Annotated in this window: 11 protein-coding genes; 6 read left to right on the top strand and 5 right to left on the bottom strand. The window is 63.7% G+C overall.

Annotated features, from left to right (window positions below; genetic code table 11):
* Nucleotides 1-30: 30 nt before the first annotated feature.
* The 5 genes from ABRP30_RS13520 to ABRP30_RS13500 all read right to left on the bottom strand — a co-directional run bounded on the left by ABRP30_RS13520 (nucleotide 31) and on the right by ABRP30_RS13500 (nucleotide 5,463).
* Nucleotides 31-1,047, bottom strand: coding sequence for an ABC transporter permease (locus tag ABRP30_RS13520; protein WP_349975307.1), 1,017 nt, complete (start codon nucleotides 1,045-1,047; stop codon nucleotides 31-33).
* Nucleotides 1,047-2,105 carry a microcin C ABC transporter permease YejB gene (locus tag ABRP30_RS13515; protein ID WP_349975308.1) on the bottom strand — a complete coding sequence of 353 codons (1,059 nt, stop codon included), beginning with the start codon at nucleotides 2,103-2,105 and terminating at the stop codon, nucleotides 1,047-1,049. The genes ABRP30_RS13520 and ABRP30_RS13515 overlap by 1 nt, the downstream gene beginning before the upstream one ends.
* Complete coding sequence (locus ABRP30_RS13510; protein ID WP_267816052.1) at nucleotides 2,102-4,027, bottom strand: extracellular solute-binding protein; 1,926 nt, start codon at nucleotides 4,025-4,027, stop codon at nucleotides 2,102-2,104. The genes ABRP30_RS13515 and ABRP30_RS13510 overlap by 4 nt, the downstream gene beginning before the upstream one ends.
* A 13-nt stretch (nucleotides 4,028-4,040) precedes the next feature.
* On the bottom strand, nucleotides 4,041-4,322 hold the full coding sequence (locus ABRP30_RS13505) for a peptidylprolyl isomerase (protein WP_003248318.1): 282 nt from the start codon (nucleotides 4,320-4,322) through the stop codon (nucleotides 4,041-4,043).
* Between the two features lie 79 nt (nucleotides 4,323-4,401).
* Nucleotides 4,402-5,463, bottom strand: coding sequence for a 3-deoxy-7-phosphoheptulonate synthase (locus ABRP30_RS13500; protein ID WP_349975310.1), 1,062 nt, complete (start codon nucleotides 5,461-5,463; stop codon nucleotides 4,402-4,404).
* A gap of 688 nt (nucleotides 5,464-6,151) precedes the next feature.
* Between ABRP30_RS13500 and benA the strand changes: the two genes are divergently transcribed.
* The 6 genes from benA to catA all read left to right on the top strand — a co-directional run bounded on the left by benA (nucleotide 6,152) and on the right by catA (nucleotide 12,418).
* Nucleotides 6,152-7,510: a benzoate 1,2-dioxygenase large subunit gene (gene benA, locus ABRP30_RS13495; RefSeq protein WP_267816048.1), complete on the top strand. Its 1,359-nt coding sequence runs from the start codon at nucleotides 6,152-6,154 to the stop codon at nucleotides 7,508-7,510.
* A complete protein-coding gene (benB, locus tag ABRP30_RS13490; RefSeq protein ID WP_267816046.1) occupies nucleotides 7,507-7,992 on the top strand; it encodes a benzoate 1,2-dioxygenase small subunit in 486 nt (161 codons plus the stop codon). The genes benA and benB overlap by 4 nt, the downstream gene beginning before the upstream one ends.
* Before the next feature lie 70 nt (nucleotides 7,993-8,062).
* A complete protein-coding gene (gene benC, locus ABRP30_RS13485) occupies nucleotides 8,063-9,076 on the top strand; it encodes a benzoate 1,2-dioxygenase electron transfer component BenC (RefSeq protein WP_349975311.1) in 1,014 nt (337 codons plus the stop codon).
* A 169-nt stretch (nucleotides 9,077-9,245) separates the two neighbouring features.
* A complete protein-coding gene (locus ABRP30_RS13480; protein WP_349975312.1) occupies nucleotides 9,246-10,007 on the top strand; it encodes a 1,6-dihydroxycyclohexa-2,4-diene-1-carboxylate dehydrogenase in 762 nt (253 codons plus the stop codon).
* 54 nt (nucleotides 10,008-10,061) lie between these two features.
* The gene (locus ABRP30_RS13475; RefSeq protein ID WP_349975313.1) at nucleotides 10,062-11,384 is read left to right on the top strand and encodes an aromatic acid/H+ symport family MFS transporter; all 1,323 of its coding nucleotides are present in this window, start codon (nucleotides 10,062-10,064) and stop codon (nucleotides 11,382-11,384) included.
* Between the two features lie 119 nt (nucleotides 11,385-11,503).
* Nucleotides 11,504-12,418 (top strand): catechol 1,2-dioxygenase, encoded by a 915-nt coding sequence (catA, locus tag ABRP30_RS13470; RefSeq protein WP_349975314.1) that lies wholly within the window; start codon nucleotides 11,504-11,506, stop codon nucleotides 12,416-12,418.
* Nucleotides 12,419-12,463: the final 45 nt, after the last annotated feature.

Raw genomic sequence — 12,463 nt, 5'->3', positions numbered from 1 at the left:
GTTCCCTGAAACTGTGATGGCCGCGCCAGCCTAAACTCTCGGGTCGAAAGCCTCGCGCATGGCATCTCCGATAAACACCAGCAATGACAGCACCAGCGCCAGCGCAAAGAACGCGGTGAAGCCCAGCCAAGGTGCCTCCAGGTGCTGTTTGCCCTGGGTGACCAACTCGCCCAGCGAAGCACTGCCGGCCGGCATGCCAAAGCCGAGGAAGTCCAATGCGGTCAGTGTGGTGATGGCCCCGGTGAGCATGAATGGCACATAGGTCAGCGTGGCATTCATCGCATTGGGCAGGATGTGCCGCAGCATCACCTGGCTGTCCGGCAGGCCCAGCGCGCGGGCGGCCTTGACGTACTCCAGGTTGCGCCCCCGCAGGAACTCGGCACGCACCACATCCACCAGGGTCAACCACGAGAACAGCGCCATGATCCCCAGCAGCCACCAGAAGTCCGGCTCAACGAAACCGCTGAGGATGATCAGCAGGTACAGTACCGGCAACCCTGACCACACCTCCAGCACGCGTTGCCCGAGCAGGTCCACCCAACCACCGTGGTAGCCCTGCAGGGCCCCGGCGGTGACGCCGATCAGCACGCTGACCACGGTCAGGGCAAAAGCGAACAGCAGCGATACCCGGGTGCCGTACAACACCCGCGCGAGCACGTCGCGGCCCTGGTCGTCGGTACCCAGCCAGTTGCTGCTGCTCGGTGGGCTTGGCGTGGGGACTTGCAGGTCATAGTTAGGGGTGTCGGCACTGAACGGAATCGGTGCGAACAGCATCCAGCCCCCCTGGCCCTCGATCAACTGGCGTACATACGCGCTACGGTAGTCCGGCTGGAACGGCAGTTGGCCACCAAACTGCTGCTCGCTGTAGCGCTTGAGCGCAGGCATGTACAGCTCGCCCTTGTAGCCCAGCAGCAAGGGTTTGTCGTTGGCCACGAGCTCTGCGCCGAGGCTGAGCAGCAGCACGCCAGCGAACAGCCACAACGACACCCAGCCACGACGGTTGCGACGAAAGCGTTGCAGTCGGCGACGCGAAACCGGCGAGAGCATCAGTGCGCCCTCGCGTCGAAGTCGATGCGCGGATCGAGCAAGGTGTACGACAAATCGCCGATCAGGCGGATCAACAGGCCGGCCAGGGTGAAGATGAACAGCGTGCCGAACACTACCGGGTAATCACGCGAGACCGCTGCCTCGTAGCTCATGCGGCCGAGGCCATCGAGTGAGAAAATCACCTCGATCAGCAGGGACCCGGCAAAGAACACCGTGATCAGCGCCTGCGGCAAGCCGGCCAGCACCACCAGCATGGCATTGCGCAGTACGTGGCCGTACAGCACCCGGCGCTCGCTCAGGCCTTTGGCCCGCGCTGTGACCACGTACTGACGGGAGATTTCGTCGAGGAAGGCGTTCTTGGTCAGCAAGGTCAGCGTAGCGAACCCGCCGACCACCAGTGCCCCCACCGGCAGCACCAGGTGCCAGAAGTAGTCGGCGACTTTGCCCAGCAGGCTGAGCTGGTCGAAGTGCTCCGAAACCAGGCCACGTACCGGGAACCAGTTCAACGAGGTGCCACCGGCGAACAGCACGATCAGCAACAGGGCGAACAGGAAGGAGGGCAGGGCGTAACCGATCACGATCAGCGCACTGCTCCAGGCGTCGAAGCGGCTGCCGTGGCGCACCGCCTTGCGGATGCCCAGCGGGATCGACACCAGGTAGGTGATCAACGTGGCCCAGAACCCCAGTGACAAGGTCACCGGCAGTTTGTCCAGGATCAGGTCGGTGACCTTGGCACCGCGGAAGAAGCTTTGGCCGAAATCCAGCCGCGCATATTGGCCGAGCATCAGCCACAAACGCTCCGGCGCCGTTTTGTCGAAGCCGTACTGGCGCTTGATCTCTTCGATCAGTTTCGGGTCCAGGCCACGGGTGGCGCGGGATTGGCCTTGAACCACCTCGGCCCGCGCGCCCGGCGCCCCGCCGCCGATGCCTTGCAGCCTGGCCACGGCCTGCTCCACTGGCCCGCCAGGGGCGGCCTGGACAATGGCGAAGTTGACCAGCAGGATCGCCAGCAGCGTGGGAATGATCAGCAGCAGGCGGCGCAGAATGTAGGACGTCATGGCGCAGCCTTCTGGCGCTCGGCCATCTGTGCGTTGGTCAGGGCGGTAGGGCTGACTTCCCACCAGCTGTCCAGCCCTTCGTCATAGGCAGGCTGGACCTTGGGCAGGCCGAAGCGGTTCCACCACACGGTCGAACTGCCTGGCGGGTAGTAGTTGGGGATCCAGTAGTAGTTCCATTGCAGCACACGGTCCAGCGCATGGGCGTGATGCAGCATGTCAGCCTGGGTGTCGGCGCGCACCAGCCCGTCGATCAGGCTGTCTACCGCAGGGTCCTTGAGCACCATCAGGTTGTTCGAGCCTGGATCGTTGGCTGCCGCAGACCCGAAATAGTTGTAGAGCTCGGCACCCGGCGACAGGGTGACCGGGTAGCCGGTGACGATCAGGTCGTAGTCACGGGCCATCAGGCGATTGACGTACTGGGCCGAGTCGACATTGCGGATGTTCAGGGTAACCCCGATCTGCGCCAGGTTACGCTTCCAGGGCAGCAGCAGGCGCTCGAGGCCGGCCTGGCCATTGAGGAAAGTGAATGTCAGCGGCTGGCCTTCGGCGTTGACCAGGTGATCACCCTCAGGCTGCCAGCCGGCCTGCTGCAGCAGGGCCAGGGCCTGCAACTGCTGCGTGCGCACGATCCCCGAACCGTCGGTTACCGGTGCTGTGAAGACTTGGGTGAATACTTCGTCCGGGACCTTGCCGCGCAGCGGCTCAAGCAATTGCAGCTCACCGGTATCCGGCAGTTCACGCGCCGCCAGCGGGGTGTTGGAAAAAATACTCTGCTGGCGGATGTACAGGTTGCGCATCATCTGCCGGTTGCTCCACTCGAAGTCCCATAGCATGGCCAGCGCCTGGCGCACGCGGCGGTCCTTGAACTGCGGCCTGTCCAGGTTGAACACGAAGCCCTGGGCGGTCTGTGGCTTGGCCGGGCCCAGGTGGGCGCGCTGCAGGCGGCCGTCATCCAGTTGTGCACCGTTGTAACCCAGGGTGAATGCCGTGGCCGAGAACTCGCGGTTGTAGTCGTAGCCACCGCCCTTGAGCACCTGGCGCGCCACTTCGGTATCGCCAAAGTACTCGACGCGAATGCGCTCGAAATTGAAACGACCGCGGCTGACGGGCAGGTCCTTGGCCCACCAGTGGCGGTCACGCTCGAAGGTGATGCTGCGGCCATTGTCGATCCGCCCGATGCGGTACGGGCCGCTGCCGACCGGGGTGTCAAAGCCGGCGCCGTTGGCGAAGTCGCGGTTTTTCCAGTCGTGTTCGGGCAGGACCGGCAAACTGGCAAGGTCCAGGGGCAAGGTGCGGCCATGGGGCTGCTTGAAGTCGAAGCGCACGCGGTGTGGGCCTTCGACCGTCACACCCGCCACATCGGCGAACTGGGTCCGGTACTTGAGGCTGCCCTCGCTCATCAGTTTGTCGTAACTGAAGCGCACATCCTCGGCACGCACGGGCTTGCCGTCGGCGAAGGTTGCCCTGGGGTCGATATCGAAACGCAGCCAGGCGTCCCGGGGGCCGCGCTCCATGCGCCGGGCGATCAGGCCATAGACGGTGTAGGGCTCATCGAACGAACGCACTGCCAAGGGCGCGTACAGCCAGCCATCGACCTCACTGACGCCGATGCCTTTGTCGATGTACGGCAGAATGTGGTCGAACTGACCGATTTCGGTAGCTGAGCGGCGCAGGGTGCCGCCCTTTGGGGCGTTGGGGTTGACGTAGTCGAAGTGGCGGAACGTCTGGGCGTAGCGCGGGGTTTCACCGTAGACGGTGAGGGCGTGGGTCGGTTCGGCTAGGGCAGTAAAACCCATGCAGGCCAGCACGAGCCCCAGAAACGCCTGGGGGAGCTGGCGTGCCCGCGAAAAGGCCTGGCCAGGCAACGGTGTTGCCTGCACGGGCGCATTCGCGGGCAACGCCGCTCCCCCAGAGGTGGTCATGGTCAGCGTGGACTTAGTCCTGGCGGCTGGTCACTTCCAGCAGGTGGTAGCCGAACTGGGTCTTGACCGGGCCTTGCACGGTGTTGACCGGGGCGCTGAACACAACGGTATCGAACTCCTTGACCATCTGGCCTGGGCCGAACGAGCCCAGGTCACCGCCCTGGCGGCTGGACGGGCAGGTGGAGTTGGCTTTGGCGATTTCAGCGAAGTCGGCACCGGCTTCGATCTGGGCTTTCAGTTCGTTGCACTTGTCTTCGCTGCTGACGAGGATGTGGCGGGCAGTGGCGCGTGCCATGGGTACTACTCCTTGGGTGAAAAGGGCAAGCCTAGCGCACTTGCTTGGGAAAAGTCTCGCAAGGCTTGCTGTACAGCTCCTACATACGTGTCGCAGCCTCGCGCAGCAGGGTTTGTGTCGCTTCCCAGCCCAGGCAGCCATCGGTGATCGACACGCCGTACTTCAGCGGGCCTTTGCCCAGCGCCTGGCACCCGTCGAAAAGGTGGCCTTCAAGCATCACCCCGACAATCGATGTGTCGCCGGCCAGGCGCTGGGCCAGCACCTCCTCGAACACCGCCGGCTGACGCGCGGGGTCCTTGCCACTGTTGGCATGGCTGCAATCAACCATGATCCGCGCCTGCAATCCCGCTTTGGCCAGCCCTTGGCGGGCTTGGGCAATGCTGGTGCTGTCGTAATTCGGGCCTTTGTGGCCGCCGCGCAGCACCAGGTGGGTGTCCGGGTTACCCAGGGTCTCGATGATTGCCGGGTGCCCTTGCGCATCCATGCCGAAATGGCGGTGGGCGGCGGCGGCGCTGCGCATCGCGTCGCACGCGATGGCGACACCGCCATCGGTGCCGTTCTTGAAGCCGACCGGCAACGCCAGGCCGCTGACCATCTCACGATGGACCTGCGATTCGGTGGTCCGCGCGCCAATCGCCGCCCAGCCCAACAGGTCATCGAAGTAACCGGCCACCAGCGGCTGCAGCAGCTCGGTGGCGATCGGCAGGCCGCGTTCGATCATGTTCAGCATCAAGCCGCGGGACAGGGCGATGCCGCCATGCATGTCGTCGCTGCCATCGAGGTGCGGGTCGTAGGCCAGGCCTTTCCAGCCCACTGTGGTGCGCGGTTTCTCCACATAGGCGCGCATCACCAGCAGCAACTTGTCGTCGACTTCGCGGCTCAGGGCCGCCAGGCGGTCGGCGTATTCAAGGGCCGAGCGCGGGTCGTGGATCGAGCACGGGCCGACGACCACCAGCAGGCGCGGGTCGCGGCCTTCGAGGATGGCGCGAATGGCCTGGCGCTGGGCCTGGACGTGCTGGGCATGTTCGATTGGAAGCGGCATCTGCTGCTTGAGCAGGTGCGGGCTGGGCAGGCGACGGCTGACGATGGTGTTGGCAGCGTTTGGCTGGGTCAGGGGCAGAGCGAGGTTCGAGGCTTGCATGGCGTAGGTTCCCTGGGCGGACGGCGGGTTCTGACCCGCGCAGTCGGCCCCTATCGAGATGTTCGACTGATCGTTGAATTCAGATTGGCTGCAGCATTGCCACCGTGGACGAACCGGTCGGAGGCGGCAGGCTGGCCCGAGCGGGATTGGCTAAATCGCCAGGCGTAGGTGCTTGCGTAGTAATAAGTGGCGTAGTTCATGGAAGTGTCCTCAGTGTGATTCGGTAATGTGCAAAGGCCAGAAAAGCAAAACCCCCGGTCGGGGGGCCGACCGGGGGTTTGAGTATTCTCATGTTCGGCGGCCCCTCGAAGGTGGGCGCCGTGTGGGTATCAGCGGCGCCTAGTGGCTAAACCAATACCCAAAATAAAAGCAGGCAACAGCCTTGCAGCCGGCAACGGCCAGCACAGGGCGCAGGTTGCGACCGGTGTGGTTGGCGTGGTTGCGGGGGTGTTTCGGCATGTTGCTCTCCAGTTGATGTCCCCGAGCTTACTTCAGGTGGCACGGCGCGTTCAATGGATAATTGCGATGGCCGCACAAACGTCATTCGCCTTGGCCGGGCCAAGGCGCCGCACCCAGCGGGCCACAGGCCTGCAGGAACTGGATAGCCACGTGCACGATCTGGATATTCGCCCTCGAATCTCTGCCCTAACCTGACCCGGTCTGAACAATAACAATGGAGACCCTGGCCATGTCCCTGGGATTCGACTACCTCAATGCCATGCTCGAGGACGACCGTGAAAAGGGCATCTATCGCTGCAAGCGCGAGATGTTCACCGACCCACGCCTGTTCGACCTGGAGATGAAACACATCTTCGAGGGCAACTGGATCTACCTGGCTCACGAAAGCCAGATCCCCGAAAAAAACGACTTCCTCACCCTGTCCATGGGGCGCCAGCCGATCTTCATCGCGCGCAACAAAGACGGTGAACTCAATGCGTTCCTCAATGCCTGCAGCCACCGCGGTGCCATGCTCTGCCGGCACAAGCGCGGAAACCGCGCAAGCTATACCTGCCCGTTCCATGGCTGGACCTTCAACAACAGCGGCAAACTGCTCAAGGTCAAAGACCCGAGCAACGCCGGCTACCCCGACAGTTTCAACTGCGACGGCTCCCATGACCTGACCAAGGTTGCCCGGTTCGAATCCTACCGTGGCTTCCTGTTCGGCAGCCTCAATGCCGATGTCAAACCGCTGGCCGAACACCTGGGCGAGTCGGCCAAGATCATCGACATGATCGTTGACCAGTCCCCCGAGGGCCTGGAGGTGCTGCGCGGGGCCAGTTCGTACATCTACGAAGGCAACTGGAAGCTGACCGCCGAGAACGGCGCCGATGGCTACCATGTGAGCTCCGTGCACTGGAACTACGCCGCCACCCAGAACCAGCGCAAGCAGCGCGAAGCGGGCGAAGAGATCAAGACCATGAGCGCGGGCGCATGGGCCAAGCAGGGGGGTGGTTTCTACTCCTTCGACCACGGCCACCTGCTGCTGTGGACCCGCTGGGCCAATCCCGAAGACCGCCCGGCCTTCGAGCGCCGCGAACAACTCGCCGCAGACTTCGGCCAGGCGCGTGCCGACTGGATGATCGAGAACTCGCGCAACCTGTGCCTGTACCCCAACGTCTACCTGATGGACCAGTTCAGCTCGCAGATCCGCATCGCGCGGCCGATATCGGTGAACAAGACCGAAATCACCATCTACTGCATCGCGCCAAAAGGCGAGAGTGCCGAGGCCCGGGCCAGCCGCATTCGGCAGTACGAAGACTTCTTCAACGTCAGTGGCATGGCCACGCCGGACGATCTCGAGGAATTCCGCTCGTGCCAAACCGGTTACGGCGGTGGTACCGGATGGAACGACATGTCGCGTGGCGCGGCACACTGGGTCGAGGGCGCCGACGAGGCCGCCCGCGAAATCGAACTCAGCCCGCTGCTGTCGGGCGTGCGTACCGAGGACGAGGGCCTGTTCGTCCTGCAGCACAAGTACTGGCAGGACACCATGCTCAAGGCCCTCGAGGACGAGCAGCGACTGATCCCCGTGGAGGCCGTGCAATGAGCCTTCATGAGACCGTGCGCGACTTCCTGTACCGCGAAGCGCGCTACCTGGACGATGCACAGTGGGACCAGTGGCTGGAATTGTATGCCAGCGACGCAAGCTTCTGGATGCCTGCCTGGGATGACGACGACCGCCTGACGACCGACCCGCAAAGCGAGATCTCGCTGATCTGGTACGGCAACCGTGGCGGCCTCGAGGACCGGGTGTTCCGCATCAAGACCGAGCGTTCCAGCGCGACCGTGCCCGACACCCGCACCTCGCACAACATCAGCAACATCGAGATCGTCGAGCAGGGCGAGGGTCATTGCCAGGTGCGCTTCAACTGGCACACGTTGAGCTTTCGCTACAAGACCACCGACAGCTACTTCGGTACGAGCTTCTACACCCTGGACCTGCGCGGCGAACAGCCGCTGATCAAGGCCAAGAAGGTGGTGCTGAAGAACGACTACGTGCGCCAGGTCATCGACATCTACCACATCTGAACCGAGGTTACGCGAACGGCCCGGTGTGCCCCATGGCGCACCGTGGCCAGGTTCGCCCGCGAGGTGCAACATGAGCTTCCAGATCGCGCTTAATTTCGAAGACGGGGTAACCCGCTTCATCGAGGCCAGCGGCCATGAAACCGTGGCCGACGCCGCTTACCGCCAAGGCATCAATATTCCGCTGGACTGCCGCGATGGCGCCTGCGGTACATGCAAGTGCAAGGCCGAATCCGGCCGTTATGACCTGGGCGACAACTTCATCGAAGACGCCCTCAGTGAAGACGAAATCGCCGAAGGCTATGTACTGACCTGCCAGATGCGCGCCGAAAGCGACTGCGTGGTACGCATCCCGGCATCTTCGCAACTGTGCAAGACCGAACAGGCGAGCTTCCAGGCCGCCATCAGTGATGTACGCCAGTTGTCAGCCAGTACCATCGCCCTGTCGATCAAGGGTGAATCGCTGAACAGGCTGGCTTTCCTGCCCGGGCAGTACGTCAACCTCACAGTGCCAGGCAGCGACCAGAGTCGCGCCTACTCCTTCAGTTCGTTGCAGAAGGACGGTGAGGTCAGTTTCCTGATCCGCAACGTGCCGGGCGGGCTGATGAGCAGCTTCCTCACCAGCCTGGCCAAGGCCGGCGACAACATGAGCCTGGCCGGGCCCCTGGGCAGCTTCTACCTGCGCCCGATCCAGCGCCCCTTGCTGCTGCTGGCCGGTGGCACGGGCCTGGCACCGTTCACGGCGATGCTGGAAAAGATCGCCGAACAGGGCAGCGAGCATCCCCTGCACCTGATCTATGGGGTGACCAATGATTTCGACCTGGTCGAGCTGGACCGTTTGCAGGCCCTGGCTGCGCGCATCCCCAACTTCACCTTCAGCGCCTGCGTGGCCAACCCCGAAAGCCAGTACCCGCAAAAGGGCTACGTGACCCAGCACATCGCGCCGTGCCACCTCAACGATGGCGATGTCGATGTTTACCTGTGCGGCCCGCCACCGATGGTCGAGGCGGTCAGCCAGTACATCCGCGAGCAGGGCATCACACCGGCCAACTTCTACTACGAGAAGTTCGCTGCTGCCGCAGCCTGAGTTTCCTTGGGGCCACCCCATCGTGCGGGTGAAGGTGGCCTTTTTTTCTTCCAAAGCCGGCAGTTGGGCCTGATAGCACCGCTGTGCCTGCGGACGCCGGCTTGCCGGCGATCGGGCCAGTGCAGGCAAGGCAAGGTTGCGCCTGAAAAACAGGATAAGGAAGTAGCAGATGAACAACCGATTCCATAACAAAGTAGCCCTGGTCACCGGCGCCGCCCAAGGCATCGGCCGTGGCGTGTGCTGGCGGCTCAAGGCCGAGGGCGCGCAGGTGGTTGCTGTGGACCGCTCCGAACTGGTTCACGAACTGGCCGGGGAGGGCGTGCTGACACTCACCGCCGACCTTGAGCAATACCCCGACTGCGCCCGCGTCATGGCCTCGGCGGTAGAGGCGTTCGGTCGCATCGACATTCTGGTCAACAACGTTGGCGGCACCATCTGGGCCAAGCCGTTCGAACACTATGAAGTGGCGCAGATCGAAGCCGAAGTCCGCCGCTCGCTGTTCCCCACCCTGTGGTGCTGCCACGCGGCGCTCCCCTACATGCTCGAACGCGGCAGTGGCGCCATCGTCAACGTCTCCTCGATCGCCACCCGCGGCGTCAACCGTGTGCCGTACGGCGCAGCCAAAGGCGGCGTCAACGCACTCACCGCGTGCCTTGCGTTCGAGACCGCAGGGCGCGGCATCCGCGTCAACGCCACCGCCCCTGGCGGCACCGAGGCGCCACCCCGGCGGGTGCCACGCAATGAGGCGGCGCAGAGCGAGCAGGACAAGCGCTGGTACCAGCAGATTGTCGACCAGACCCTGGACAGCAGCCTGATGCACCGCTACGGCAGCATTGACGAACAGGTTGGCGCGATCCTTTTCCTGGCCAGCGACGAAGCCTCCTACATCACCGGTGTGACCCTGCCGGTGGGGGGCGGCGACCTCGGCTGAGCAGCACCCCAAAGGCAGTTTTACTCCACAACAAAAACAACAGAGACACATGCCATGCGAACCCTTGACGTTCACCCGATCATCGACAACGCCCGTTTCACCGCCTTCCACTGGATGGTCATGGCCTGGTGCGGCCTGCTGCTGGTCTTCGACGGCTACGACCTGTTCATCTACGGCGTGGTACTGCCAGTCATCATGAAAGAATGGGGCTTGGCCCCGTTGCAGGCCGGCGTCCTGGGCAGCTATGCGCTGTTCGGCATGATGTTCGGTGCCCTGGCCTTTGGCAGCCTGGCCGATCGCATCGGGCGCAAGAAAGGGATTGCCCTCTGTTTCGCCCTGTTCTCGGGGGCGACCATCCTCAACGGCTTCGCCAGCAGCCCCAGCGAGTTCGGCATCTATCGCTTCATCGCCGGCCTTGGCTGCGGCGGCCTGATGCCCAATGCCGTAGCGTTGATGAATGAATACGCGCCCAAGCGCCTGCGCAGCACGCTGGTGGCAATCATGTTCAGTGGCTATTCGCTGGGCGGCATGCTTTCGGCAGGCGTGGGCATCTTCATGCTGCCGCGCTTTGGCTGGGAGTCGATGTTCTTCGCCGCCGCAGTGCCGCTGCTGCTGTTGCCGGTGATCCTGTATTACCTGCCCGAATCGATCGGCTTTCTGGTGCGCCAGGGCCGTACCGACGAGGCGCGCACGTTGCTCAAGCGCCTCGACCCTGACTGCGATGTGCATGCTGACGACCAGTTGCAGGCCAATGACCGTCAATCCAAGGGTGGCTCTGTGCTGGACCTGTTCCGTAACGGCCTGGCAACCCGCACCCTGGCCCTGTGGCTGGCGTTTTTCTGCTGCTTGCTGATGGTCTACGCGCTCAGCTCGTGGCTGCCGAAACTGATGGCCAACGCCGGTTACAGCCTGGGCTCGAGCCTGTCCTTCCTGCTGGCACTGAACTTCGGCGGCATGGCCGGGGCAATTCTTGGGGGCTGGCTGGGCGACCGCTACAACCTGGTGAAAGTGAAAGTCGCGTTTTTCCTGGCAGCTGCAATATCGATCAGCCTGCTCGGGGTCAACAGCCCAATGCCGGTGCTGTACCTGCTGATCTTCATCGCCGGCGCCACCACCATTGGCACGCAGATCCTGCTGTACGCCGGTGCTGCCCAGCTTTACGGCCTGGCGGTGCGTTCCACCGGCCTGGGCTGGGCCTCGGGCATAGGGCGCAACGGCGCCATTGTCGGGCCACTGCTGGGCGGTGCGCTGATGGGCATCAACCTGCCGCTGCAACTCAATTTCATCGCCTTCGCCATTCCCGGCGCAATCGCCGCCCTGGCCATGGCCGTGCACCTGGCCAGCAGCCGGCGTCACGCCTTGTCCGTGACGGCCTGAACCTTCCGTTTTCCTGAAGGGACATCCAGCTCGACGGCCTGTGTCGTCACTCGTCGTCGATCCACGGCGACGACTGTTGCAACACGCCTTAGGCACAACAACAAGACGAGATGAGCATCATGACCGTGAAAATTTCCCACACTGCCGACGCCCAGAAGTTTTTCGAGGAGGCAGCAGGCTTTGGCAACGACGACGGCAGCCCACGCCTCAAACGTATCGTTCAGCGTGTGCTGCAAGACACCGCACGCCTGATCGAAGACCTGGAAATCAGTGAGGACGAGTTCTGGCTGGCGGTGGACTACCTCAACCGCCTTGGCGCACGGGGCGAGGCCGGGCTTCTGGTAGCGGGGCTGGGCATCGAGCACTTTCTCGACCTGCTGCAGGATGCCAAGGATGCCGAGGCAGGCCTGAGCGGCGGCACCCCGCGCACCATCGAAGGCCCGCTGTACGTTGCCGGTGCGCCGATTGCCCAGGGCCAGGTGCGCATGGATGACGGCAGCGAGGAGGGTGTGGCCACGGTCATGTTCCTCGAAGGCCAGGTGCTCGGCCCACAGGGCCAGCCGCTGGCCGGCGCCGTGGTCGACCTGTGGCATGCCAACACCCGAGGCACTTACTCGTTCTTCGACCCTGGCCAGTCCGACTACAACTTGCGTCGGCGCATCGTCACCGACGCCGAAGGCCGCTACCGCGCGCGCTCCATCGTGCCCTCGGGCTACGGCTGCGACCCGCAGGGGCCGACCCAGGAATGTCTGGACCTGTTGGGCCGGCACGGCCAGCGCCCGGCGCATGTGCACTTCTTCATCTCGGCGCCGGGGCATCGGCACCTGACCACCCAGATCAACCTGTCTGGCGACAAGTACCTGTGGGATGACTTCGCCTATGCCACGCGCGATGGGCTGGTCGGTGAGGTGGTGTTCCGGGAGGGGGCCGACGGCCGTTTTGCCGAACTGAAGTTCGACTTCCAGTTGCAGAAGGCGCTGCAAGGCGCGGATGAGCAGCGTAGCGGACGGCCTCGGGCCTTGCAGGAAGGCTAAGCCGCGATCGCGGGCAGGTCGGCGTCTGCAGGTCCAGCGCAGGCA

Origin of the sequence: Pseudomonas sp. WHRI 8519 (assembly GCF_040224055.2) — a bacterium.
Lineage (GTDB): Bacteria > Pseudomonadota > Gammaproteobacteria > Pseudomonadales > Pseudomonadaceae > Aquipseudomonas > Aquipseudomonas putida_X.
This window is presented reverse-complemented; position numbering and strand designations above follow the sequence as displayed.